Genomic DNA, 24,187 nt, shown 5'->3' with positions numbered 1-24,187 from the left:
ATCTAAATGAACATTAGCCTTCATACCTATGGAGGCTAATGTCTTTCATAAGAGAGGAGCGGCAAAATGCCACAAACGGATATTGATCCTCATAAGCCTATAAAAGTAGACAAGAAAACGAAAAAGAAAAAAAGTGACGCAAAAGTAGGTTACTTACTTGTCGCCCCGGCATTGCTTTTAATTCTAGCGATTTCGATTTGGCCCGTTATTCAATCCTTTTACTTTAGCTTATTTGACCTTAGATTGAACGATCCGACGAAATCTTCTATTCATTTAGACTATCAGCTCGATATGGATCGCTATCTTCAGAACTATCCTTTCTTAATCGGAGCGATCGATTCAGAGATCAGTAAAGGAAATGCAGCAGACGAGCTTGGCGAAATCAAGACGACCCTTGAAGAGTTGGACGGTCGCATTCAAGAAAAGCCAAAGGCTGCTGAAAACTATGATCTAATCAACGAGAAACTCGATAACTTTGAAAACATTCCAGAAGAGTTAAAATACGTTGAAATCGAAAAGGGTGTCGCTGAAGAATTCACAACATCAGTTAAAGACATCAATTCTGAACTGAAATCAATCAACAGTGCAGGTGAACTTGATCAAGGTGATAAGATCGTCGGACTCGCGTCATCACTCAATGACATCGTCGTGGAACCGAACTTCATCGGTTTTGAACACTACAAAGATAATTTTAGTGACACGCGTATGTGGAAAGCGTTATGGAACACTGGGGTATTTACATTCATTTCTGTATTAGCTGAACTTATTCTTGGACTTGCGATCGCGTTATTGATCAATAAAGCATTCATCGGAAGAGGACTTATCCGTGCGAGCATCCTGATTCCATGGGCAGTACCAACCGCTGTAGCCGCATTGATGTGGAAGTTCTTATACGATGGTCAGAATGGTATTGTCGCTAAACTATTTGCGGACGTAGGTCTCGTAGAAAAAATGACCGTCTTATTGACGACTGATACAGGTGCGATGTTCTCTGTTATCTTTGCGGATGTTTGGAAAACAACGCCATACATGGCACTACTTATTCTTGCTGGACTACAAACGATTCCATCCTCTCTTTATGAAGCAGCATCGATCGATGGAGCGAATAAGTGGAAACAATTCTTAACGGTAACGCTGCCACTTCTAAAGACTAGCATTCTAGTAGCCCTTTTATTCCGTACTCTAGATGCGTTCCGAGTGTTTGACTTGATTTACGTATTGACTGGTGGAGGTCCGGCAAACTCAACCGAAACGATATCGATCTTAGCGTACAAGGTGATGTTCTCACAAACTAACTTTGGTGAAGGATCAGCACTTTCCGTTATCGTCTTCCTCTGTGTTGCCATCATTTCCGCTATCTTTATCAAATTGCTTGGATCTGAATTAATCAAGGACGGTTCTGGTAAATAATGGGTGAAATCGTGAAGGAGGCCAAGTATAATGAATAAGAAAGCGGGACCACTGTTTTATGTCTTTCTAGCAGTATTTGTTTTTGTTGTCATGTTTCCATTCTTATGGATGCTTGCAAGTTCGATCAAGCCTTTGTCAGAGCTATTCGGGGAGAAAGCATTTTCTCCATTTACATCTAATCCGACTCTGCAAAACTACGTATCTGTTTTCGTAGAGTATCCATTCATGCGCTACCTTTGGAACAGTTTCGTGGTGGCAGGTGTCACAACGGTATACACCGTACTTGTGGCATCGTTCGCAGCCTATGCGATCGCGCGATTAAATTTCCGAGGGAAGCCGATTATCTTAGGTGTTGTGCTATCTGTTTCGATGTTCCCACAGATCGCAACGATTTCACCAATTTATATTTTCTTGAAGAATCTTGGACTTACAAATAGCTATCTTGGTTTGATTATTCCTTATACAACGATCACGCTGCCTCTTTCAATCTGGATTCTCGTAACCTTCTTTAGGAAGATTCCGTTTGATCTAGAGGAAGCAGCAAGAATCGATGGTGCGTCACTTTGGCAGACCTATTGGAAAGTCATCATGCCACTTGCTGTTCCAGGGATTTTCACGACTGCGATTCTTGTCTTTATCGCTGCGTGGAACGAGTTTCTATTCGCACTTACGATTAACACAGCAGATAAGTTTAAAACGGTACCTGTCGGGATTGCGCTTTTCCAGGGGCAGTTTACAATTCCATGGGGAGAGATTTCAGCAGCAACCGTTGTTGTTACGATTCCACTCGTCATCATGGTACTTATCTTCCAAAGAAGAATTGTATCTGGTTTAACATCAGGTTCTGTAAAAGAATAGGTAATAACAGAAAAGGAAGTGGAGAAATATGCTTAACGTAACAGTATGGAATGAGAATCGACATGAACAACAAAATGAGGAAGTAAGGAATGTATATCCAGACGGAATACACGGCACGATCTCAAACTTTTTAAAAGACGATCATCACGTTAGAACGGCAACGCTCGATGATGCAGAACACGGACTATCTGAAGAAGTTCTAAATGATACAGATGTTTTACTATGGTGGGGTCACATTGCGCATGAAGAAGTCTCTGATGAGCTCGTTGAGAGAATCCACAATCGCGTATTGGACGGCATGGGTTTGATCGTCCTTCACTCCGCTCATTTCTCAAAGATTTTCAAGAAACTGATGGGAACTGGCTGCGATTTAAAGTGGCGTGAAGCAGATGAGAAAGAGCGATTATGGGTAGTCGACCCTTCTCATCCAATCGCTGAAGGCATCGGAGAAAAAATCGAACTAGAAAAAGAAGAAATGTACGGAGAGCACTTTGATATCCCAGCTCCTGACGAGCTTGTTTTCCTTAGCTGGTTCGAAGGTGGAGAGGTATTTAGAAGCGGCTGTACATATAAGCGGGGACAGGGGAAAATTTTCTATTTCAGACCAGGCCATGAAACGTACCCAACCTACTATAACGAAGAAATTCAACGTGTTATTCAGAACGCTGTCGCTTGGGCTGCACCTACGAAACGATCAAAGCCTGTTTACGGAAATGCAAAGCCACTAGAAACGATTACCGCGAAATAAGAGATAGATGGAGGATAAACCATGAAAACATTAAAAATTGGCGTCATTGGATGTGGAAGCATTGCGAAGCATCGTCATCTACCAGAATACGCTCGGAATAAGAATGTACAAATCGTCGCTGTATGCGACATCGTAAAAACAAGAGCGGATGAAATCGCGTCCCTTTATGGAGCGACTGCCTACGAACATGCTGAAGAGTTACTTCAAATTGAAGAGATCGATGCGATCAGCGTATGTACGCCGAACTACTTGCATGCTCCGATCTCCATTGCTGCATTAAAAGCAGGAAAGCACGTTCTTTGTGAAAAACCTATGGCAACATCAAAGGAAGACGCGGAGCTCATGATCGAGACTGCTCGTGAACATGGAAAGCAGCTTATGATCGCTCATAACCAGCGCTTTGTTCCATCACACTCAAAAGCGAAAGAATTGCTAGCTAGTGGAGAGCTAGGAAAAGTGTATAGCTTTAGAACTGCGTTTGGACACCCGGGACCTGAGGGATGGAGCGTTGATGGTAAAGAAAGCTGGTTCTTTGAAAAAGAAAAAGCATTTATTGGAGCAATGGGAGATTTAGGCGTTCACAAGACAGATCTCATTCGCTATGTACTCGGTGAAGAAATCGTTGAAGTAGGATCGTTCGTAGAAACGAGTGCAAAAGACTTTGCAACGGTTGATGATAATGCGGTTTGTATCTTGAAGTCTGAAAGCGGAATCGTCGGTACGCTTGCCGCAAGCTGGGCGTATACAGCGAGTGAAGATAATTCAACGATCATTTATGCAGAAAAAGCAATCCTTCGCTTAGAAGATGATCCGGTTAACTCACTCGTCGTTCAGTACCAAACAGGTGAAGTCGTGAAGTACGAACTTGGTGGGATTCAGACGAACGATAGCGGTGGACAGACTAGCTCACAAGTAATTGATCGGTTCGTTGATAGCATCATCTCAAATAGTGAAAGCCCTGTAAGTGGAGATGAAGGAATGAAATCACTCCAAGTCGTATTAGCTGCACTCCAATCAAACGAAACAAAGACAATCATTAACCTGAGGTGATAACGTGAGTAAATTACGAATGGGCATAATCGGATCTGGCGGGATTGCTCAAGGTCGCCATATCCCAGCATACCAACAACTCTCTGAACAAGTAGAGTTGTTCGGTGTGTATGACGTTGATCGTGAAAGAGCAAAGGAAGCGTCACTTTTATTCAAGATTCCAAATGTATATGAAGACGTTTCAGATATGCTGAAAGAAGTAGATGCGGTAACGATCTGTACACCGAACAAGTTTCATGCAGATCTTGCAATCGAAGCTCTACTAGCCGGCGTTCACGTGTTATGTGAAAAGCCGATGGCGATGACGGTGGAAGAGTGTGACCGGATGATCAAGGCGGAAAAAGCCTCCGGTAAAATCCTCTCGATCGGGTATCACTATCGCTTTATGAAAGAGCCGCGTGCCGCTCGTCAAGTTATCGTCGAAAAGGAAATCGGTGATCCGATGGTTGCGAGAGTACAAGCACTTCGCCGACGAAAAGTACCTGGCTGGGGTGTATTTACGAACAAGCAGCTTCAGGGTGGCGGAAGCTTGATCGACTACGGTTGTCACTTCCTCGATCTGAGCATGTGGCTGATGGGGAATCCAAAGCCAGTTGAGGTGACAGGCACCACATATAACAGGTTGAGTAAAACGCCTGAACAGGTGAATTTATGGGGCGGTTTCGATCATGAGACGTTCAATGTCGATGATCATGTTACGGCATATATTAAATTCGATAACAACATCTCATTGTTGTTCGAAACTTCATGGTCCGCAAACATTGCGGAAGACAAAGAGTCTGTCAGCATTTCTGGAAGTGATGGAGGACTCGACGTGTTTCCGTTCGAAATGAATAAAGCGCAGTATGGCATGCTTTTGAATAGCAGCAGTCAGTGGGTACCAGGTGAAGATGACCCGGGCTTACCACAAGCAGCTAATTTCGTGAACAGCTGCCTTGGACTTGAAGACCCAATCGTGAAGGCTGAAGAAGCACGAACAGTTTCACAAGTGATCGAAGCGATTTATGAAAGCTGTGAGACAGGCAGAAGCGTTCGACTATAACAATATTGAAGTAGGAGTGAGACGATGAAACTTGGCGTATTTACTGTTCTTTTTTCCGATAAATCATTTGAAGAGATGCTTGATCACGCCAAAGCATCTGGATTAAAAGCTGTTGAAATCGGCACGGGCGGTTATCCAGGCAATGCCCACTGTAACCTCAATGAACTGCTTGAAAGCGAAGAAAAGCGAGCTGAGTATCTAGAAAAAGTTCAGGAAAGAGGACTTGAAATCAGCGCATTTAGCTGTCACGGAAACCCACTTTCTCCTGATAAGGCGTTCAGAGAAGAGTGCCACGAAACATTTGTTAAAACAGTGAAGCTCGCTTCATTAATGAATGTTTCAGTGGTGAACACATTCTCAGGTACTCCTGGAGATCATGAAGATGCGAAGTTCCCAAATTGGCCAGTAACACCATGGCCAGCGGAATATTCAGATGTTCTTACGTGGCAATGGGAAGAGAAACTCGTTCCTTATTGGAAAGAAATGGGGCAATTTGCGCAGGATCATAACGTGAAAATTGGTCTAGAACTACACGGTGGATTCCTCGTTCACACGCCATATACGATGCTGAAGCTTCGTGAACTAACGTGCGATGCGGTAGGTGCAAACTTAGACCCAAGTCATATGTGGTGGCAAGGCATCGATCCCGTCGCAGCGATCAAAATTCTTGGCAAAGAAAATGCGATCCATCACTTCCACGCAAAAGACACATATATCGACCAGGATAATGTGAACATGCATGGCTTAACGGACATGCAGCCATATGGTGAAGTAAAAACACGTGCGTGGACGTTCCGTTCAGTTGGATGTGGACATAGTAACCGCGAATGGTCGAACATGATGAGTGCACTACGAACGTATGGCTACGATCATGTCGTCAGTATCGAACATGAAGATCCACTCATGTCGATCGAAGAAGGTTTCCAGCGCGCAGTGAGAAACTTGCAATCTGTATTGATAGAAGAACAGCCAACCGAGATGTGGTGGGCGTAAAAAGATACCCCCCGTTTCCTTATTGCGAAACAGGGGGTTGTTATTTATTCAGTTTCTTCTTTCCATTTGTTGTCGATCAACATCTTACCAGGCCACGTATATGCCATGATACCGCCATCAGCTGCGATATCTTCGCCAGTTACGTAAGAACTATCGTCAGATGCAAGGAAGAGAGCTACACTTGCCATTTCTTCTGGACGACCTAGTCTTCCCATAGGCGTCACCCATTTATTAGCTTCTCTGAATTTTTGACCCATTTCTTCATCCTTCGATCCAGCTAATTTATCGATGAGAGGTGTTTCGATCGTACCTGGTGAAATCGAGTTTACTCGAATACCGTCTCTAGCATAATCGATCGCCATCGCTTTTGTGAAGTTCGTGATGCCACCTTTTGCAGCGTTATACCCAGAGCGATCCAGGTCAGCTGCTCTGCCTGACATCGATGACGTATTGATGATGGACCCGCCATTATCGAGCATCAGTGGGATTAAGTATTTGCTAGTTAGGAACGTACCGCGCAAGTCCACAGAAATAATACGATCAAACAATTCAGTCGGGTATTCGTGAACCTTGCCACCTTCCTGATCCACACCAGCGTTGTTGAACAGCACATCGATCGATCCGAATTCCTCTTGTACATTATTTGCAAATGCTAAGACACTATCTTCATCAGATACATCGACTTGATACGTTTTAACTTCTGTGCCTTTTTCATTTATTTCCTTCGCTGTTTTCTCCATCTCTTCTGTATTAACATCTGCCAACAGAACAGTAGCGCCTTCCTTCGCAAAAAGCTCTACCGTCGCTTTCCCGATTCCAGTAGCTGCACCTGTTACGACAGCGGTTTTGTTTTCTAGTCTCTTCATTGTGCCTGCCTCCCTATGTAAACTTAGTAAGCTCTTACCCGATGGGAGGGGAGAGTAATCATTAGAGTGTTTTTTTGGTTTGTGTGAGGGTGTAGGGAGGTGACGGAATGAGCCGGGTTCGCTGATATATTCTCGAAATCGCTGATAAAAGTGGTGTTTTCGCTGATATAGGTGGGATTATCGCTGATAAATTTGAAATTTCGCTGATAAACCTGGGATTATCGCCGATATGTAGCGAAAATTAGCAGGTTTCCCAATCAAATTCGCGGGTGTCCCGCCCCCCAAAGGCCTAGACTCCAGCCAAAATCACAAATAACCTCATAACTTCGCCCACTTCACTTCCAAAAAACAGGTAAATACTGGGCATTATGTTAACTTTTGCGCATATCTCCGTCTCTCTCAGGATGATAAAATTAATGTATTATGTAATGAATTTGGGGGGATCATGTTGTTCTTGTTAAAGATACGTGAGGAGAATTCAGGTCATTTAGAAACAGAAAGTATCGAGATTCGCTATAGTGCTAATATTGCATTCAAAAAACGCACGTTAGACTATTCGAATCGACCTGGCCGTTATGAAATATCGTTACATCACGATTCTGGAGAATCGATTTTATCTACGAAAGTAGGACTAGGTTGGTAAAACGCTATACATATTGAAACCCCGTGCCATGGCACGGGGTTTTAGTTTTTCTATTGAATTAATGAGTAGAGTGGAAAAGGTTTTTCTTAACGGACTTCCAGTCTGGCTTAGGTGTGTGCTTTAAACTTCTGTATAGGGAGTAGCCAAGACCTGTGGCCATTACTAGTATAAATAGTATTTCGATCACAACGATCCCATCCTTCTACTTTACTTTTTCTTATCGAACAAGCTCGTACTGTGCATCGGCTGTACTTTTGCATCCGGATCCATATACGATTTTGCGTTGTTTACAGCTGTAGGTGCTTCGCCAAAACCTGAGGCAATCAATTTTACCTTGCCTTCATATGTAGCTACGTCACCAGCAGCATAGATTCCAGGGATGTTCGTTTCCATCTTGGAATTCACAACGATCGAATTCTTCTCGATATCAAGGCCCCATTCTTTAATAGGTCCAAGCGAAGAGATGAAGCCGTAGTTCACGATGACTGCATCTACGTCTTTTCGAATCTCATCATCTTCTTTAGCATGTTTAAGAACAACTTGATTGATACGCTCGCCATCACCGATGAATTCGCTGATGTTGTATGGCGTTTGAATATTGACAGAGGAATTCATCAATTGCTCCACGCTATGTTCATGTGCTCTAAACTTATCACGACGGTGAATAAGCGTTACTTCTTCTGCAATCGGCTCAAGCATGTTTGCCCAGTCTACTGCAGAGTCTCCGCCTCCAGCTACAAGCACTTTTTGTCCCGCGAATTTCGTTAAGTCATTCACGAAATAATGAAGATTCTTGCCTTCGTATTGGTCCGCACCTTCAACTTTTAGACGGCGAGGTTGGAACGCACCAACGCCAGCAGTAATGATCGCTGCACGTGTATAGTGTTCTTCGCCAGTATTCGCTCGAAGATAAAGCGTACCATCTTCCATCTGTTTCACTTCTTCAACCGATTGTTCAAGCGCCACTTCTGGTTTGAATTGGTCGGCTTGTTCGATCAAGTTGTCTACAAGATCTTGAGCTAGCACTTTTGGAAAGCCAGCTACATCGTAAATATATTTTTCAGGATAGAGAGCGGATAGTTGCCCTCCAAGCTGAGGCATACTTTCTATTATTTTAACGTTTAGCTGACGCATACCACCGTAAAAGGCAGTAAATAGTCCAACTGGACCTCCACCGATTATGGTAATATCGTAAACCTCTTGTTGGTCAGTCATTGTCAGTCCCCCTCATAAATTAATGAACCTTTCATTATTATAATCGTAATAAAAACGGAACTAAACCCCAATCACGAAAACACACCTAGAAGTTTTATTATAAGGGTTGAAAAACAAAATAAAAAAGAATATGATTAAAATTGAGCGTCAGAATTGAAGTATTTATGACAATATGCGTGCTAGACATACATTTTTTTCGATCTAGAACGTGAAATCTTTAACAATGTCTCTTGTTCTTTTCTATTAAAATTTGAATAATGAGGGATAATATCCATAATCATAACGTTTATTGACGTTTCACGAATGGTCAGAACAGGAAACTAATCTGTAATGTCCAAAAAATTTCGGTAAAAAAGGTGGATGTGATACAAGTGAGTAGGCCAAAAATCGCAATCCTAGGTGCAGGTTACGGTGGAATGATGACAGCGGTTCGCCTCCAAAAGGAAATGGGAACCAACGAAGTGGAAGTTACGCTTGTAAACAAGCATGACTATCACTACCAGACTACATGGCTTCATGAACCAGCAGCAGGAACAATGCATCATGATAAGACACGTATTATGATCAATGAAGTGATCGATACAAACAAAATTAAGTTTGTACAAGACACTGTTGTAGAAGTTAAGCCGGATGAGAAGCGCGTTATTCTCAAAAACGGCGAGCTTGAGTATGATTACCTTGTTCTTTCCCTTGGGTTCGAACCAGCAACATTCGGTATCAAAGGTTTGAAAGAAAATGCATTTAGCATCCGTAGTGTAGACTCTGTTCGTAAAATTCGTGAACACATCGAATATCAATTTGCAAGCTACAACAACGAACCTGAACGTCGCGACGATCTTCTAACGATCATCGTTGGTGGTGCTGGATTTACAGGTATCGAATTTGTAGGAGAACTTGCTGAGCGTGTTCCTGAACTTTGTAAAGAGTTCGATATCGATCGCGATCGTGTAAGAATTATCAACGTTGAAGCTTCTCCAACAGTACTACCAGGCTTTGACGAAGAGCTTGTCGAGTATGCGATGAACCTTCTTGAGCGTAAGGGCGTAGAGTTCCGTACGAACACAATGATCAAAGAAGTAATGGAAGACGGCGTCGTACTTGGCGAAGACGAAGTAGTGAAATCAGCAACTGTCGTTTGGACAGGTGGTGTTCAAGGTAACTCGATCGTCGCAGACTCCGGTTTCGAAACAAACCGTGGCCGTGTACCTGTTCGCAAAGACCAGCGTACGCCAGATTACGATAACGTATTTGTTGTTGGTGACTGTGCACTTATTATCAACGAAGAGATCGACCGTCCATTCCCACCAACTGCTCAGATTGCTATTCAGGCTGCTGGCGCAGTATCCAAGAACCTTTTGAACCTTGTAAGAGGTAAAGAAACAGAAGGGTTTGTTCCAGACATCAAAGGAACAGTCGCTTCTCTTGGTAAAGGTGAAGCGATCGGTAAAGTTGGTAACAAGAAGCTTTACGGTACAACTGCATCCGCTATGAAGAAGGTAATCGACAACCGTTACCTGTTCATGCTAGGCGGACCAGGGCTTGTATGGAAAAAAGGTAAACTGAAGTTATTCTAAAATGAATCAGCTAAGAGGGCAAAGACGCGACGTCTTTGCCTTCTTTTTTAAGCCTTACATAAGGAAAAGCAAAGACTCTGTGAGCCTTGCTTTTCTATAATAAGGATAGGGGCTATGGTAAAGCTTATGAACGTATCATAGAGAATATACCGGGGGGAATTCGCTTGAGTAGGAGAGGAAACGTCTGGTTGGGAGCTGCTGGTATTGTTGAAGAAAACGGAAAATACTTAGTTGTAAAAAAGAACTATGGTGGCCTGAAAGGACAGTGGTCATTTCCAGCTGGTTTTGTTGACCAGGGGGAGACTGTTGATGAAGCAGCAGAACGTGAAGTCTTGGAGGAAACAGGCGTTATCGCTGAACCAATAAAGATTGCAGGAATCCGTTCTGGTGTGATCAAAAGTGAAATCAGTGATAACTTAGTTGTTTTTTATATGAAGATGACTGGTGGAGAATTGAAAGCAGAAGAGGGCGAAATTGCGGAGGCACGTTTTTTATCAAAAGAAGAGCTTCTCCGTGATCCAAACACGTCTTCAATGATTCCTTATTTCTTAAACAGAAAAGAAGAATTTAAGACTGAAATGAACCCAGGTAGTCAGTTCGGGTATACAACTTATAAATTATTTCATAATGAGTAAAACCGTTAGATTACAGACGGAATATTCTGATAATTGTAGTTGTATTCGCTTACATGAGCAAATTTGGACGTATTTGGGGTTTTTCTTTTTCAACCATTCTTGGTATATTATCAGAAAATTATAAAAAGGAGTGGTTGATTTGAGAAGACAGCAAAGAAAAGTAAAGGCAACAGATTGTCCTTACTGCCAGGGGAAGGGGTACTTTCAACTACTTCTTGGGGGATCGGAAACATGCGATAACTGCGGAGGCAGTGGAGCTAAGCAAAATCCAACAACAAGCTAAGCGCGAACAGCGCTTAGTTTTTTTTGTGTGTCCTTTTCGTTCACGGTCTGTTCATTGACTAAATGGACGCAATCCAGTAAACTAACAATGATTAAATGGAGGTGAAAGTATGGCAATTCCACAGCTAATCATCTCGATGCTGCTATTTATCGTATTATTTTTTGGAATCGGATTCTTACTCAATATGCTCCTACGTTCTACGTGGATCATGGCAGTTGTTTATCCGATAATCGTCATTATGATCGTTGATAATGTTCCGTTTTTTAATTATTTTTCTCAGCCGGGCACGTCACTTCGAGCGCTTGGATCTGATTTGATATCTCTAGGAAGTGCAGATACAGTCATATTAATTTCTGGCCTAGTTGGAGCAGTGTTTGCAGGAGTCGCAATCCGCATGCTACGCGTCAGAGGATATCAAATGTTTTAGAAAAGCTTCGCCAATTCTTGGCAGAAGCTTTTTTCGTGTGCGGTTTTCAGTCTGTTTCTGAATAGCTTTGCTTTTCTCTGGACATGAATAGACCATGAGAGGAGTGGAGCAAGTGCGAGTTTTAATTGTAATGACGAAGGGCTTGTTTTTCACAAGTCTGGTACTAGCAGCCCTAATATCAACTTATTTACTACTATCCGGTGTTCCGTTAAACGATTTAACAAATTGGTTTTTTCCTGATCAAAAAGTATTATCGAGTGAAGAACGACCACAAACACTTGATGATTCACAGGACTGGTCACAGTTTCCTGTTCATACTGTCACAGCTACAGGATATACAGCGGGTGAAGAATCAACTGGAAAGAAACCCGATCATCCCGCTTACGGTATTACGTTCTCAGGCGTGAAGGTAACGAGAGATCTTTATTCGACAATCGCAGCTGACCCAGACAAATTTCCAATTGGTACGATTTTATTTATCCCAGGGTATGGATATGGTGTTGTGGCGGATACGGGAAGTGCGATAACGGGAAATCGAATCGACCTTTACTATGATACCGTTCAAGATGTTTATGATGAGTGGGGGAAAAAGACAATCGAAGTGTATGTGATAAAAAAGGGAGACGGCTCGTTAACGGAAGAGGCGCTGCAGTCATTGAATGAAGACGAATCGATGCAGGTATTCAGACAGCAGCTGTTGAATAAAACAGAAGACTAAAAAACGACGGAGATGCTATCTCCGTCGTTTCTGTTATCTATGAAAGAAAAGGATCTTTCCCGTCATAAGCAGGGTAGTGATCTGGGTGAAGAATCGCAGCAAGCTTCACTAAGCCTGTGAGTAAGCGTGGAGAAGGTCTACAATACAGCCATTCTTCAAGGATGTGGATTGGCGTTTCACCTAACTCCTCCCATCCTTCACGCTTCTTCACTACAATCGGGTTTACCTTCTTTTTACGGACGCCTACCCAGGCGAGGCAGATGTGGTCAGGCTTTCTCGCTACGACATCTTCCCAATCGGTTTGAACAGAAGCGAGCTCTACATCTCTGAAGATATTCTTGGCTCCGGCTAAATCACTGATTTCTGTTAACCAATTCGTTTTCCCAGGCGTGAAGATCGGTTTTGGCCACCATTCCCAATAGATTTCAGGCTTATTCTGAATCGAGCTACTGATCTGTTTGTACTCATGAATCATATGTTGGATACGGTCAGTAAGCGCAATGGCTTCTTCCCGTTTATTTGTTAGCTCGCCTAGTGTCACAAGATCCTTACAAATATCGTCTAGTGAGTTAGGATTCAGAACCGTATAATTCAACTCTAACTTTTCGAGTGCTTCGATATTCTTTTCCATCCCTGGAACGCTTAACGATGCGAGGATGAGGTCGGGTTTTAATTCTTGTACTTTCTCCATATCGATCGATAGGTCAGGACCAAGTCTCGGAAGGCCCTGAATTGATTCTGGCCAGTCTGAAAAGTCATCGACTCCAACGAGCTGAGAAGTTAAATTAAGGTACGCACAGAGCTCAGTGTTGCTTGGACAAATTGAAACGATTCTCATAATACCCTCCTTACGAGCCGATCTTAAATAAATAGTAAAGAATGATCGTTGCGATGACGCCGAGTAGTCCGCCTATGAAGACTTCAATTGGCTTGTGACCTAGAAGTTCTTTCAGTTCTTCGACTTTCTCACGATCTTGCTTTTGTGGCCAGCTCTTTGCTTCTTCAATAAACCTATTGAAGTCCATCATGAGCTGGTTAAGGACGATCGCTTGCTCTCCGGTTTGCCTTCTGACACCCGTTGAATCAAACATCACGATGATACTAAACATGGCAGCAATCGCAAACACGGGGGAATCGAGCCCGGTTTCAAACGCTACGCCTGTTGCAAGAGCCGTTGTAGCAGCAGAGTGGGAGCTTGGCATGCCTCCTGTTGAGTTCATTAACGACCAGTCGATTTGTTTTGTGGCAATAAAATAGATCGGGACTTTTAAAAATTGAGCGAAAAATACGCCGAAAAGTGCAGCCCAAAGTGGGAAATTTAATAAAATATCCATTGGTGAAAACATCTTCCTTTCTCATCGGATCCTAAGTATGATTTACCCGAAGTTCATTTAACTCAATCGAGCGGAAGGGGGTAACTAATAATGAAGTACCCTTATCCTCAAGAATATTATGATTTCCTTGTAGCATTCAATGAACAAGAATTCTATCTCTGCCATGATCTTTTAGAAGAGATTTGGTTAACAGATCGTTCAAACACCTTTATAAAAGGGTTATTGCATTTGTCAGTTGCCCACTACCATTATAGCTACGGAAATGTAAAAGGGACAAAATTGATGATGCAGTCCGCATTGGCGTATCTTCACCCTTATATGCCAGTCCATTGGGAGATCGATGTATGTAAAATCGTTGAGCATATTGAAAATTGTCAGTCTATTATACCATATTTAGAGTCGCTCACTCTTCACAATATAGGGCATCTCCCGACATTGCCAGACTTAATCATCGAACCGGAAGATGAGGTTTGACACGTTTTCTCTTTCGTGTTAACTTATTAGTGATTTACCAAACTAAAGCAAAACGTCATGAAAGGTTGTTACTAAAATGAACGCTGTTATTATAGCCGTACTCATCATGCTAGGGCTTAGCCTTTTTCGAATACATGTAGTTGTCGCTCTTGTTATCGGTGCAATAGCAGGTGGCCTGTTGGGTGGCATGTCACTAGATGACACAGTTACCGCATTCACCTCTGGTCTTGGAGGAGGAGCAACAGTTGCCTTGAGCTATGCATTACTAGGAAGCTTTGCAGTAGGATTATCACGAACTGGATTACCAGAACTAATGGTAGATAAAGCATTAAAAGTTGTAAACCGACAAGGTGGAGATCGAAAGAAGGGACTTGCAAAAGTACTTATCTTGTTCATTATCTTATTGATTTCTTGTTTCTCTCAGAACCTTGTTCCCGTGCATATCGCATTTATTCCGATTCTTATTCCGCCGATCTTACAGGTTCTTAATGAATTAGGGGTAGACAGAAGAGCAGTCGCATCTGTTCTAACATTTGGTTTGACTGCACCATATATTTTATTGCCAGCTGGGTTCGGGAAGATTTTCCACGGAATTCTTCAATCCAATATGGCTGACAGCGGGATGGAGATCGAGCTTTCTTCGATTCCAACTGCTATGTTACTGCCGACCGCTGGACTTGTTGTAGGGCTATTCATTGCCGTATTCATCACGTATAGAAAATCTAGAACATATAAACAGCTCTCGATTTCTCAAGAACCAGAGAAAGAACGCACGTATTCAAAACGTTCGATTTTCTTTGCATTACTATCTGTTGTAGTAACACTTGCGGTGCAGCTACCAACTGAATCAATGATTCTAGGTGCTCTAGCTGGTATCATCGTTCTATATATTACGGGTAGCATCCGATTGAAAGAATCAGAAGAAGTTCTAACTGATGGAATGAAGATGATGGCATTCATCGGATTCGTCATGTTAGCTGCTAATGGATTTGCAGAAGTGCTAAGACAATCAGGTGAAGTTGAACAACTCGTAAATCAAGTGTCTGGCATGATTGGCGATAACAAAGCACTGGCAGCGCTATTGATGCTGATCGTCGGACTATTTATCACGATGGGGATCGGTTCATCATTTTCCACAATTCCAATCATTGCAGCGATTTATGTGCCGCTTGCGTTGGAACTAGGATTCAGTGACATGGCGACGATTGCTCTCGTAGGAACAGCTGCTGCTCTAGGAGATGCTGGGTCACCTGCATCTGATAGTACCCTTGGTCCAACCGCCGGGTTAAATGCGGATGGTCAGCACAATCACATTTGGGACACTGTTGTTCCAACATTCCTACACTACAATATTCCGCTCATCCTATTCGGATGGATTGCGATCATGATCTTTTAATGTGTGAACACAGGGGAGAAGTCCCCTGTGTTTTTGTTATGATTGAGTTAATAGGAAATGCTGATGCATAGGAGGTGCAGGAATGTACTTTGGAAAAGAAAAGGAACAGAACGAAGGACGAGTACCGCCTAACCAAAAGGTAACGTCTGGATGGCCAGTTCTTCATGTTGGGAATGTTCCATATTACAAAAACGACCTTTCGAATTGGGATTTAACGATCGATGGATTAGTTGAAAGACCTACTGTGTTCTCGTTTGATGACTTACTTGCACTAGAAGTAGCGGAAAAAGAAAATGACGTTCACTGTGTGACAGGGTGGTCGAAGCTCGACAATCGCTGGAAAGGTGTTTCCACTCGAGTCCTAGCAGAACACGTAGGATGTAAAGAGGAAGCAAAGTTTGTCATGCTGTTCGCTGAAGAAGGATGGTCGACGAACCTTCCCATTGAAGATTTCCTCCATGAAACGAGCTTGTTAGCTCATTCCCATAACGGAGAACGATTGACCCCGGAGCATGGGTATCCTCTACGTGCTGTGATCCCCCATCTTTATTTCTGGAAAAGTGCGAAGTGGATCAGAGGCATACGATTTCAATCAGAGAATGAGCAAGGGTTTTGGGAGCGGAATGGCTATCATATGTATGGGAATCCGTGGAAGGAACAACGCTTTGCATGGGACTAAAAAAACGCTCGGACCTGCCGAACGTTTAAATCGTAATTTCTGTCAGAAGTTTATTTAGTTTTTCGATCGTCGTCTCCATGTCGGAGATTGAACTCTGCACCATTTTTTTGTAAAGCGTTAAGATCATTTCGCCATAAGTGGTTCCTGGCACCGCCCATTTGCCATTCAAAGCTTGCCATGTCGTTGCTGAACCTCTGGTTACTAATGAGAAGCGAGGGTCTACGACTTTTTCACCTGCTGGAATCGGATCTTTCGAACTGTACGCATACAAGTGTTGGATATGTGCAAGTACGCCGTCAGAAGGTGTATCGAATGAAGCACCTTTTGCCCCTCCACCAGTGGCACCTATGCCAGCATAGTTATTTTGTTCTGGAGTAACATCTCCTGTGAAACGGAAGAAGTTTGTTTCATGCAAAGCTTGCGCAAATGCAATATCTCCTCGAATTCCATAACGTTTGCTGTGTACAAGGTAATAAGCTCCGAGTAGTGGTGCTTCAGGGTTTACTGACCTAGCATAATTGTTCAGATGTGCTGCAGCTAGCGCGCTATCTCCAGCGATCGGATATCCTACGTCAGGTTCAGGCTCTGGCTCAGGCTCAGGTTCTGGCGCTGGTGGTTCTACTGTACCTTCTGTGATGATGAAGGAATCGATGCCGATCGTCTTTAATTTTGCTACTAGTTCTTCAGCATTCGATTTCTCCGAAAAGGCACCGGCTTGTACACGGTAGTAAGTGGTTCCCTTGATGACGAGTGATGTGATAAAGGAATCGAACCCTTTGCTGGCTAAAAATTCTGCTCTAACTTCAGCGTTTTCTCTAGAAGTAAATGATCCAGCGATGACTTTATAAAGCCCTAGCGAAGGTGGCGGCGTCTTTTTTGGTAGATTGAGTGCACTAGCAGTTCCTTCAGCAATCGCCATGGATACGTCTTTAATAAAGACAGAGTTATTTAGTAGATTCAGGTCTATATTGTTATCAACGAATAAGACTTCAAGTAACAATGCATGCATTTTGGTTTCGCGTAACACATGGAAGTTAGCGCGTTTCTTACCTCGGTTAGGGATTTTGTACTTATTGAGAACAGTGGAAGCAATCGTATTGTGTATCACATTTTGAATTCGAACAGTTTCTGCTGGGACGGTTCTGTTGTAAATGAAGCTTTCAAAACCTCGTCCTCCGGCAGCGTTGTTGTGTATGCTAAGGTAGAAATCAGCATCCTTCGCATTAGCAAAATCTGTTCGTTGCTTTAACGAAACTGTTTTATCAGCTATTCTTGTTAAAGAAATGTCTACTTCATATCTTGATTCGAGTGCAGCTTTAACAAGTAGAGCGATCGTTAGGTTATACGTCTTCTCAAAATACCCCTTATATGTTGCACCAGTATCAGACCCTCCATGTCCAGGGTCTATTATAATTCGTTTCAACCTAATCCCTCCATTAACTGTGCATTAATAATAGTATATTATTTCCAATTTTTTACGCTTGGACGAAGTGTACAAGTTAGAAGGGAAATAGGCTCTTTAGTAGCTTAATTGATAGAGAGGTTGAACGTCTGGTGCTTGTGCGATGTGTTCTGGATAAATAAAGCCTCGTCCATCATCTGGGAAGATAAGTCCTGCTTTCTTAAAACACTCATGAACAAACTCAGAACATATATAGCGATCATTAGGAATCGATCGTAAGTCACCCATAACAACACTCGCGAGAATCTTAAGAATTTCTTCGTTATCGTATCGTTTTCCTGAGAGGTCAGCACCTCGTTTTAGCATGGCTTCTGTTCTTGACTGTGATAAGTTTTTTACGGCAGTATGCCTAGCTAGATACAGGTCACCTTGGTACGGACCACCGGAGTTTTTATAGTCATGGATATAGTGAGAAAGTGGAACGATCCTCACCCCATAGCTTTCTACGCTTTCCATCATCATGACTCTATCCATCCATCGGAACAATAGTCCCACATGACTGAAGCGCGAATCCGATACCTTTTGAATGATTTTACTCACAGGGTAATTTCCGCTACATAGTAGTAGATCTGCAGTTAAGATATCCGCTCGGGCGGCATTATATTTCATTGTTGGTACGTGATCAAAACGGTCTGATGTCATGAAGTATGTCCTCCCTCGAATTACGGTCCTTACCAAAGTAGTTGGATAAATTTTCTTGTATCCCTCTTTTTGAATGTGAAATTGCTAAAAACAGTTGTCTAAGGTAGGGTGCTCGCTCTATAGTAAAGGGAGGAGGAGAATGATATGGACGTTTTGAAAATTATCGTAGTACTTGCCTTTTTGTTTATGACCTTAAATATTATTAAACCATTTATCGGTTCTGTAACGCGTAAGCGTGCAGCGCTTTATGCAGCTTTCTGGGTTATATTATACTTGCTTGTTTGGGGAGCACCTGGATTTATTAATTCATCAGATGAAGCAAGTGGTGGCAGTGAAGGTGGCGTCGACCAAGAAGTGCAACAGCATGGTGAAGAAGTATCTCCTGAAGAGAAAGCAGAAGAAGCGAGGTTGGAAGAAGAGATCGACTTTGATCCTGAATCGATCGAGTTAATTATCGATGTGCCAAATTTGCTCGGGTTGTCTCGTGAGGAATTTGTAACGAAGTTTGGCAGAGAACTTGAGAACAATGGTGAAGACCCAATGGTCATGACGTTTGAGAATGGCGAGGTGACTTTTGAGGATAATGTCGCTAAATCGATGACGTACTATCCTGAAGGTTTGCAATACCCCGAGGATAATCGCCTGCTACTCGCTAGCCTCGGATTCGATATTAAAGAACTGAAAAAAGGATCGAATCCTTTTGAAAGCCCTGTTACGTTTTATTTGATCGGTGGTTTTTCAGATGTGACGATTTCCGCTGTTGAAGAAAAAGAGTCCAAAAGACCAATCGATAAGATCTATATGAAGAAAGAAATTTATCCACCGACTTCACCAGATGAAGAAGGTGAAGAAGAGGAAGATCAGCACTAAGGTTTGCTCGTCGAAATAGTGGGGAGCTCGTTGCTAGATAAACGAAAGTATTATAATACTAGAGAAGACGCTTCCAAACGAGGGAGCGTCTTTTGTTCGTGTTTCAGCGGTAACTAAAATATATGTGAAGATAGGCTTTTCCAAACAAAGTCCAACTAATTCATTTGATACAATTTTCTAAAAACTATTGCATTCTTGTATGCGGTTACAATATAATGTGTTCAAAGGTTATGATGTTTATATAAACGTCATTACTTATGATCGGAGGGATTGATATGATTGATGTGTTAAAAGAGTTGAATCAGCATCTCGAGATTGAAAGCGTACATACTAATTCATTCTTACCTTTTGGTAGAGTTCTTAATGATTTCCCTTTTAATGAAATGGCCGAACGAATGGATAAGACAGTTATTCCTGAAGAAGGGAACCAATACCTCCCTTCTATTAGAGAGCTAGAAGAGGAAGCTCTCAAAGGGTTCGTAGAAAATCGTTACTTTGGAGGTATGCCAGTTCAAATAGGGTACTGTAACGGCAACAATTCGTCACTTGGGGGGCTAGAATTTCACAAGGGCAGTGAAATTAACGTGGCGATTACGGATTTCGTATTATTGCTTGGTCATACGAATGATATTGTAGATAACCAATACGACGTAACGAATATCAAGGCATTCTTTGTTCCAAAAGGTACTGCGATCGAAATGTACCAAACGACGCTTCATCTTGCACCGTGTAAAGTGGGCGACGAAGGTTTTAAGTGCACAGTGATCTTACCAGAGGGAACGAACACACCTCTAACTGAAGAACAGAAAGAAGTGGATCCACTGCTTTTTATGAAAAACAAATGGCTGCTTGCACATACAGAACATCAGCGCTTTATGGAAATGGGCGCACATAAAGGAATAATCGGTGAGAACATTACACTCGCTTACCCGAGTAAAGAACAGAGGAGGAAATTGAATGTCTAGTATCACGTTTACACTCGTCTCATGCGTCTTCTTCATGGCACTCGTCGCCTGGATTTCTTACTTGAAAACAAGAAACTCCGTCAACGATTCTGATGGGTACTTCCTTGCAGGCCGCGGCCTAACGGGTGGGTTCATCGCAGGTTCACTACTACTGACAAACTTATCAGCTGAACAGCTCATCGGCTTGAATGGACAGGCTTACCGAACGAACTTATCGAATATGGCCTGGGAAGTTACTGCTGCTTTTGCAATTGTAATTATGGCTCTTATTTTACTACCACGATATCTTGGCGGCGCGTTCTCGACGCTTCCGGAGTTTTTAAGTAAACGTTATGATGAAAGCGTTCGCAGATACACGGTTATTCTGTTTATGCTTGGATACGTGTTTGTAACGATACCATCAGTTCTTTATTCTGGTGCACTTGCGATTCTTCGCTTGTTCGATGTTCCTGGACTTTTCGGAATTTCGTTCGAGTCCTCTGTATGGCTCGTTATCTGGGTAATCGGTATTATCGGTGCTATTTATGCGATATTCGGTGGATTGAAAGCGGTTGCGGTTTCCGATACTCTAAATGGAATCGGACTTTTATTCATCGGCTTGATCGTTCCTGTGTTAGGGTTCTTCGCACTTGGTAATGGTGATATGCTTCAGGGAATGAAGACGATCGCAACTGAGAATCCCGAAAAGTTAAATTCAATAGGGTCGAGTACCGACTCCGTTCCGTTCTCAGCGATCTTTACCGGCATGATCTTTATGAACATGTTCTATTGGGGGACGAACCAGTACGTAATTCAACGTACACTTGGTGCGAAGAACCTCGCTGAAGGCCAAAAAGGTGTCCTGCTTTCAGGTTTCTATAAACTAACCGTTCCTTTCATGATGATGATTCCTGGTGTTATTGCGTTTCATTTGTACGGTAGTTCAATGGATCCTGTTGATCTTGCGTATCCAACTGTTGTATCAAACTTGCTCCCAACGTTCATGTCCGGGTTATTCTTGGCCGTTCTTCTCGGAGCAGTATTCTCAAGCTTTAACTCACTGTTGAATAGTGCGGCAACGATGTTTGCTCTTGATGTGTATAAACCAGGTTTTAATAAAAACGCAAGTGATCGACAGTTAATCAATGTTAGTAAATATTTTGGAAGCGTTCTCGCGCTCATATCGTTCTTCATCGCACCAATGTTGATGAACGCGCCGGATGGCCTCTGGGATCTCATCCGTCGTTTCACTGGATTCTTTAACATCCCGATCATTGCGATTGTTCTTGTCGGTATCGTTTCAAAACGTATTCCAGCCCTCGGTGCGAAGATTGCAATCATCTTCCACGTCATCACGTACTACATGCTCGTTTGGGGCTTAACGCAGCTTTTCGGTATCGAAATCACGATGAACTTCATCCACATCTCAGCGATTCTCTTCCTAATCGAAGTTGCGATCATGATGGTAGTTGGGCGCATTCGTCCACTGAAAGAAGCGTATCAGTTCCGAGCGAATCCAAAGGTCGACATGGTGCCTTGGAAATACACGATGCCAGTTGCCGTTGTTCTTGTCAGTCTCGTCGTGATGGTGTACATCCTGTTCTCACCAATCGGTGTTGCATATGCAGGAGGAATCGTGTCAGGTTGGTTCTGGCCAGCTATAATCGGAACAACAATCGTTGGCGCACTGTGCTACGTACTTGCTCTTAAATCTTGGAACAAAAAATATACAGGCTATGTAACGCGTAAGCACGACGAAGCCGTTGAAGTCGATAAGAAATTTAGAAGTGCATAATTAACTAGGTTGTAGGAGGCGTTTATGTTGAAAACACAAGAGGCTCAAAACGTATTTGAAGTGAATCAGCAGGGAGAGGAATTCGACGTTCAACTCGATGGTCGGTTACTATTCAAGCACTCCCCAGCAAAACCGTTCATTTTTGTTGGCAGTGGGGAAGAGACGATCGATATGTACCGAGGAAATTTTAAAATAAAAGATTACGTGGTTGAGAGAGTTGCACTTCGTTACGCAACAGTAAGACATGAGGGAGAAACGTGCCGGATTTCGTTCCGTCACTTCTCTCATGACCACGAGCTCCTTACGATGGTTCTGAAAAAAGATGGAGAGGGTCTACGCGTTTCATTCGAACTTGTTGATCCGCTCTTCAATCGTTTCTGGGTCCGCGTTGCTGCAGATGCGAGTGAGAAAGTCTACGGATGTGGCGAGCAGCTTTCCTACTTTAATCTGCGCGGAAAGAACTTTCCACTTTGGACATCAGAGCCTGGTGTTGGAAGAAACAAGTCTACCTACACAACATGGCAGGCAGATGTGAAGGATCAAGCTGGCGGCGACTATTACAATACGAACTACCCACAGCCAACCTTTGTATCTACCAATAAATATTTCTGTCATGTAGAAACTACTGCATTCGCTGATTTTGATTTCGGGCGTGATGATTTCCATGAACTACACATCTGGGAAGCACCTGCATCGATCCTTTTTGAAACGGGAGAGTCGTATAAAAGTTTAGTAGAGAAGCTGACAGCTCGTCTGGGACGTCAGCCTGAGCTTCCAGACTGGACGTTCGATGGCATCTGGCTTGGGATGCAGGGTGGAACAGAAATCGTTCAGGATAAAATTGATCGAGCGATTGAAAAAGGGATGAAGATCGGTGCGCTCTGGTGCCAGGATTGGCAGGGAAAACGGGAGACGTCATTCGGAAAGCGCCTCATGTGGAACTGGAAATGGAATCCTGAAATGTATCCTGAGCTCGATCAAAAGATCAAAGAGTGGAAGCAGCAGGGGATCAAGTTCCTCGGCTATATCAATCCATATGTTGCGGTGGAAGGACATCTTTATAAAGAAGCTTATGAAAAAGGGTATCTCGCAACAGCACTCGACGGAAGCGATTATGTTGTAGACTTCGGTGAATTCGATTGTGGTGTTGTTGATTTTACGAACGAAGATGCGTGTGAATGGTATCAGAACGTAATCAAAGAAAACATGATCGATTTCGGTATGGACGGCTGGATGGCTGACTTCGGCGAGTACCTTCCGACAGACCTTAAGCTTCATAGCGGTGAGTCCGCTACGATGATGCACAACGCGTGGCCAGTGATGTGGGCGAAGGTCAACCATGATGCGGTGAAGAAAGCCGGTCGCTGGGGCGATATCGTGTACTTCATGCGCGCGGGTTATTCCGGAACGCAGGGGTATTGTCCACTTCTATGGGCAGGTGATCAGAGTGTGGATTGGAGTCTTGATGATGGACTCGCATCTGTTATTCCAGCGGCTCTTTCAGCTGGGATGAGCGGTAACGGGGTTCACCACAGTGATATCGGTGGCTACACGAGCCTTCACGGTAACAAGCGAAACAAAGAGCTTCTGCTTCGATGGGTCGATATGGCGGCGTTCACACCGGTAATGCGTTCTCATGAAGGAAACCGTCCTGATGACTGCTGTCAATATGACCATGACGAGGAAACATTGGATCATTTTGTGAAGATGACGAATGTATTCACAGCGTTAAAGCCTTATTTAAAAGCACTTACGAAAGAAAATGCGGAAAAAGGGATTCCGATGCAGCGTCCGCTGTTCATGGAATACGAAAACGACGAGCACGCGTATAACATAAAGTATCAATACATGCTTGGAGCGGATCTTTTGGTCGCACCTGTGTATGAAGAAGGGAAAGAAACGTGGAGCGTTTACCTTCCTGAAGATGAGTGGGTTCATTTCTGGAGCGGAAAAGAGACCAATGGTGGCACGATTGAGGTAGAAGCGCCGCTTGGTGAAACGCCAGTCTTTTACCGCAAAAACTCAACGTACGCAGAGCTTTTCAAAAAAGCTGCCACGAAAAAATAGTAAGAAAGAAAAACAAAAGGTTATTACCTATTTTAAAAGGTTATGACTTATGATACAGTATG

Annotated in this window: 26 protein-coding genes; 19 read left to right on the top strand and 7 right to left on the bottom strand. The window is 43.1% G+C overall.

The genetic code is table 11. From position 1 onward, the window contains the following. Positions 1-66: 66 nt before the first annotated feature. From LCM09_RS04945 to LCM09_RS04920, 6 genes are read left to right on the top strand one after another with little or no spacing between them, the layout of a single operon-like run. Positions 67-1,410 carry a carbohydrate ABC transporter permease gene (locus LCM09_RS04945; protein ID WP_224879166.1) on the top strand — a complete coding sequence of 448 codons (1,344 nt, stop codon included), beginning with the start codon at positions 67-69 and terminating at the stop codon, positions 1,408-1,410. A gap of 30 nt (positions 1,411-1,440) precedes the next feature. After that, positions 1,441-2,268, top strand: coding sequence for a carbohydrate ABC transporter permease (locus LCM09_RS04940; RefSeq protein ID WP_224879164.1), 828 nt, complete (start codon positions 1,441-1,443; stop codon positions 2,266-2,268). Positions 2,269-2,296: 28 nt separating this feature from the next. Continuing rightward, positions 2,297-3,016 carry a ThuA domain-containing protein gene (locus LCM09_RS04935; RefSeq protein ID WP_224879162.1) on the top strand — a complete coding sequence of 240 codons (720 nt, stop codon included), beginning with the start codon at positions 2,297-2,299 and terminating at the stop codon, positions 3,014-3,016. Positions 3,017-3,037: 21 nt separating this feature from the next. Then, positions 3,038-4,066, top strand: a complete 1,029-nt coding sequence (locus LCM09_RS04930) for a Gfo/Idh/MocA family protein (RefSeq protein WP_224879160.1) — start codon at positions 3,038-3,040, stop codon at positions 4,064-4,066. 4 nt (positions 4,067-4,070) lie between these two features. Then, the gene (locus tag LCM09_RS04925; protein ID WP_224879158.1) at positions 4,071-5,108 is read left to right on the top strand and encodes a Gfo/Idh/MocA family protein; all 1,038 of its coding nucleotides are present in this window, start codon (positions 4,071-4,073) and stop codon (positions 5,106-5,108) included. Positions 5,109-5,132: 24 nt separating this feature from the next. Beyond that, positions 5,133-6,101 carry a sugar phosphate isomerase/epimerase family protein gene (locus tag LCM09_RS04920; RefSeq protein ID WP_224879156.1) on the top strand — a complete coding sequence of 323 codons (969 nt, stop codon included), beginning with the start codon at positions 5,133-5,135 and terminating at the stop codon, positions 6,099-6,101. 44 nt (positions 6,102-6,145) lie between these two features. Here LCM09_RS04920 and LCM09_RS04915 read toward each other — a convergent pair whose 3' ends face one another. Next, on the bottom strand, positions 6,146-6,967 hold the full coding sequence (locus tag LCM09_RS04915; protein WP_224879154.1) for an SDR family oxidoreductase: 822 nt from the start codon (positions 6,965-6,967) through the stop codon (positions 6,146-6,148). Positions 6,968-7,421: 454 nt separating this feature from the next. Here LCM09_RS04915 and LCM09_RS04910 point away from each other — a divergent pair, with 454 nt between their 5' ends. Next, on the top strand, positions 7,422-7,610 hold the full coding sequence (locus tag LCM09_RS04910; RefSeq protein WP_224879152.1) for a hypothetical protein: 189 nt from the start codon (positions 7,422-7,424) through the stop codon (positions 7,608-7,610). 58 nt (positions 7,611-7,668) lie between these two features. On the opposite strand, the gene LCM09_RS20685 is transcribed toward LCM09_RS04910, so the two are convergent. After that, a complete protein-coding gene (locus tag LCM09_RS20685) occupies positions 7,669-7,797 on the bottom strand; it encodes a hypothetical protein (protein ID WP_263622824.1) in 129 nt (42 codons plus the stop codon). A gap of 20 nt (positions 7,798-7,817) precedes the next feature. Then, positions 7,818-8,825, bottom strand: a complete 1,008-nt coding sequence (locus LCM09_RS04905; RefSeq protein ID WP_224879150.1) for an NAD(P)/FAD-dependent oxidoreductase — start codon at positions 8,823-8,825, stop codon at positions 7,818-7,820. 371 nt (positions 8,826-9,196) lie between these two features. Between LCM09_RS04905 and LCM09_RS04900 the strand changes: the two genes are divergently transcribed. From LCM09_RS04900 to LCM09_RS04880, 5 genes are all read left to right on the top strand, one after another. Then, entirely contained in the window at positions 9,197-10,399 is a 1,203-nt protein-coding gene (locus LCM09_RS04900; RefSeq protein ID WP_224879148.1) for an NAD(P)/FAD-dependent oxidoreductase, read from the top strand. 164 nt (positions 10,400-10,563) lie between these two features. After that, positions 10,564-11,034, top strand: a complete 471-nt coding sequence (locus LCM09_RS04895; RefSeq protein WP_224879146.1) for an NUDIX hydrolase — start codon at positions 10,564-10,566, stop codon at positions 11,032-11,034. A gap of 139 nt (positions 11,035-11,173) precedes the next feature. Next, positions 11,174-11,317, top strand: coding sequence for a YuiA family protein (locus LCM09_RS04890; RefSeq protein WP_224879144.1), 144 nt, complete (start codon positions 11,174-11,176; stop codon positions 11,315-11,317). Between the two features lie 109 nt (positions 11,318-11,426). After that, positions 11,427-11,744, top strand: coding sequence for a YuiB family protein (locus LCM09_RS04885; protein WP_224879142.1), 318 nt, complete (start codon positions 11,427-11,429; stop codon positions 11,742-11,744). 130 nt (positions 11,745-11,874) lie between these two features. Next, positions 11,875-12,462 carry a 3D domain-containing protein gene (locus LCM09_RS04880; RefSeq protein ID WP_224880089.1) on the top strand — a complete coding sequence of 196 codons (588 nt, stop codon included), beginning with the start codon at positions 11,875-11,877 and terminating at the stop codon, positions 12,460-12,462. Positions 12,463-12,499: 37 nt separating this feature from the next. Here LCM09_RS04880 and LCM09_RS04875 read toward each other — a convergent pair whose 3' ends face one another. Continuing rightward, positions 12,500-13,300: a cobalamin-binding protein gene (locus tag LCM09_RS04875; protein WP_224879140.1), complete on the bottom strand. Its 801-nt coding sequence runs from the start codon at positions 13,298-13,300 to the stop codon at positions 12,500-12,502. 10 nt (positions 13,301-13,310) lie between these two features. After that, positions 13,311-13,796 (bottom strand): divergent PAP2 family protein, encoded by a 486-nt coding sequence (locus LCM09_RS04870; protein ID WP_224879138.1) that lies wholly within the window; start codon positions 13,794-13,796, stop codon positions 13,311-13,313. A 90-nt stretch (positions 13,797-13,886) separates the two neighbouring features. On the opposite strand from LCM09_RS04870, the gene LCM09_RS04865 reads away from it, so the two are divergent. The 3 genes from LCM09_RS04865 to LCM09_RS04855 all read left to right on the top strand — a co-directional run bounded on the left by LCM09_RS04865 (position 13,887) and on the right by LCM09_RS04855 (position 16,345). Further along, positions 13,887-14,270: a DUF309 domain-containing protein gene (locus LCM09_RS04865; protein WP_224879136.1), complete on the top strand. Its 384-nt coding sequence runs from the start codon at positions 13,887-13,889 to the stop codon at positions 14,268-14,270. A 76-nt stretch (positions 14,271-14,346) separates the two neighbouring features. Then, a complete protein-coding gene (locus LCM09_RS04860) occupies positions 14,347-15,666 on the top strand; it encodes a Na+/H+ antiporter family protein (protein ID WP_224879134.1) in 1,320 nt (439 codons plus the stop codon). An 82-nt stretch (positions 15,667-15,748) separates the two neighbouring features. Next, positions 15,749-16,345, top strand: coding sequence for a sulfite oxidase-like oxidoreductase (locus tag LCM09_RS04855; protein WP_224879132.1), 597 nt, complete (start codon positions 15,749-15,751; stop codon positions 16,343-16,345). A gap of 25 nt (positions 16,346-16,370) precedes the next feature. Here LCM09_RS04855 and LCM09_RS04850 read toward each other — a convergent pair whose 3' ends face one another. Next, complete coding sequence (locus tag LCM09_RS04850; RefSeq protein ID WP_224879130.1) at positions 16,371-17,768, bottom strand: N-acetylmuramoyl-L-alanine amidase; 1,398 nt, start codon at positions 17,766-17,768, stop codon at positions 16,371-16,373. Between the two features lie 96 nt (positions 17,769-17,864). After that, positions 17,865-18,449, bottom strand: a complete 585-nt coding sequence (locus tag LCM09_RS04845; RefSeq protein WP_224879128.1) for a YiiX/YebB-like N1pC/P60 family cysteine hydrolase — start codon at positions 18,447-18,449, stop codon at positions 17,865-17,867. Between the two features lie 144 nt (positions 18,450-18,593). On the opposite strand from LCM09_RS04845, the gene LCM09_RS04840 reads away from it, so the two are divergent. The 4 genes from LCM09_RS04840 to LCM09_RS04825 all read left to right on the top strand — a co-directional run bounded on the left by LCM09_RS04840 (position 18,594) and on the right by LCM09_RS04825 (position 24,125). After that, positions 18,594-19,319, top strand: a complete 726-nt coding sequence (locus tag LCM09_RS04840; protein ID WP_224879125.1) for a hypothetical protein — start codon at positions 18,594-18,596, stop codon at positions 19,317-19,319. Between the two features lie 275 nt (positions 19,320-19,594). Continuing rightward, positions 19,595-20,284, top strand: coding sequence for a DUF4867 family protein (locus tag LCM09_RS04835; protein WP_224879123.1), 690 nt, complete (start codon positions 19,595-19,597; stop codon positions 20,282-20,284). Beyond that, positions 20,277-22,058 (top strand): solute:sodium symporter family transporter, encoded by a 1,782-nt coding sequence (locus LCM09_RS04830; protein ID WP_224879121.1) that lies wholly within the window; start codon positions 20,277-20,279, stop codon positions 22,056-22,058. The genes LCM09_RS04835 and LCM09_RS04830 overlap by 8 nt, the downstream gene beginning before the upstream one ends. 24 nt (positions 22,059-22,082) lie before the next feature. Continuing rightward, entirely contained in the window at positions 22,083-24,125 is a 2,043-nt protein-coding gene (locus LCM09_RS04825) for an alpha-glucosidase (protein ID WP_224879119.1), read from the top strand. Positions 24,126-24,187: the final 62 nt, after the last annotated feature.

The sequence above is a fragment of the Guptibacillus algicola genome (assembly GCF_020171805.1).
Lineage (GTDB): Bacteria > Bacillota > Bacilli > Bacillales > Guptibacillaceae > Guptibacillus > Guptibacillus algicola.
The sequence above is the reverse complement of the archived record's forward strand: the minus strand, read 5'-3'. Positions and strand labels throughout refer to the sequence as shown.

Excerpts from the sequence above, each read along its gene's own strand:
- LCM09_RS04945 (WP_224879166.1), top strand. The coding sequence starts at position 67 with ATGCCACAAACGGATATTGATCCTCATAAGCCTATAAAAGTAGACAAG.
- LCM09_RS04940 (WP_224879164.1), top strand. The coding sequence starts at position 1,441 with ATGAATAAGAAAGCGGGACCACTGTTTTATGTCTTTCTAGCAGTATTT.
- LCM09_RS04935 (WP_224879162.1), top strand. The coding sequence starts at position 2,297 with ATGCTTAACGTAACAGTATGGAATGAGAATCGACATGAACAACAAAAT.
- LCM09_RS04930 (WP_224879160.1), top strand. The coding sequence starts at position 3,038 with ATGAAAACATTAAAAATTGGCGTCATTGGATGTGGAAGCATTGCGAAG.
- LCM09_RS04920 (WP_224879156.1), top strand. The coding sequence starts at position 5,133 with ATGAAACTTGGCGTATTTACTGTTCTTTTTTCCGATAAATCATTTGAA.
- LCM09_RS04915 (WP_224879154.1), bottom strand. The coding sequence starts at position 6,967 with ATGAAGAGACTAGAAAACAAAACCGCTGTCGTAACAGGTGCAGCTACT.
- LCM09_RS04905 (WP_224879150.1), bottom strand. The coding sequence starts at position 8,825 with ATGACTGACCAACAAGAGGTTTACGATATTACCATAATCGGTGGAGGT.
- LCM09_RS04885 (WP_224879142.1), top strand. The coding sequence starts at position 11,427 with ATGGCAATTCCACAGCTAATCATCTCGATGCTGCTATTTATCGTATTA.
- LCM09_RS04880 (WP_224880089.1), top strand. The coding sequence starts at position 11,875 with ATGACGAAGGGCTTGTTTTTCACAAGTCTGGTACTAGCAGCCCTAATA.
- LCM09_RS04875 (WP_224879140.1), bottom strand. The coding sequence starts at position 13,300 with ATGAGAATCGTTTCAATTTGTCCAAGCAACACTGAGCTCTGTGCGTAC.
- LCM09_RS04870 (WP_224879138.1), bottom strand. The coding sequence starts at position 13,796 with ATGGATATTTTATTAAATTTCCCACTTTGGGCTGCACTTTTCGGCGTA.
- LCM09_RS04865 (WP_224879136.1), top strand. The coding sequence starts at position 13,887 with ATGAAGTACCCTTATCCTCAAGAATATTATGATTTCCTTGTAGCATTC.
- LCM09_RS04860 (WP_224879134.1), top strand. The coding sequence starts at position 14,347 with ATGAACGCTGTTATTATAGCCGTACTCATCATGCTAGGGCTTAGCCTT.
- LCM09_RS04855 (WP_224879132.1), top strand. The coding sequence starts at position 15,749 with ATGTACTTTGGAAAAGAAAAGGAACAGAACGAAGGACGAGTACCGCCT.
- LCM09_RS04845 (WP_224879128.1), bottom strand. The coding sequence starts at position 18,449 with ATGACATCAGACCGTTTTGATCACGTACCAACAATGAAATATAATGCC.
- LCM09_RS04840 (WP_224879125.1), top strand. The coding sequence starts at position 18,594 with ATGGACGTTTTGAAAATTATCGTAGTACTTGCCTTTTTGTTTATGACC.
- LCM09_RS04835 (WP_224879123.1), top strand. The coding sequence starts at position 19,595 with ATGATTGATGTGTTAAAAGAGTTGAATCAGCATCTCGAGATTGAAAGC.
- LCM09_RS04830 (WP_224879121.1), top strand. The coding sequence starts at position 20,277 with ATGTCTAGTATCACGTTTACACTCGTCTCATGCGTCTTCTTCATGGCA.
- LCM09_RS04825 (WP_224879119.1), top strand. The coding sequence starts at position 22,083 with ATGTTGAAAACACAAGAGGCTCAAAACGTATTTGAAGTGAATCAGCAG.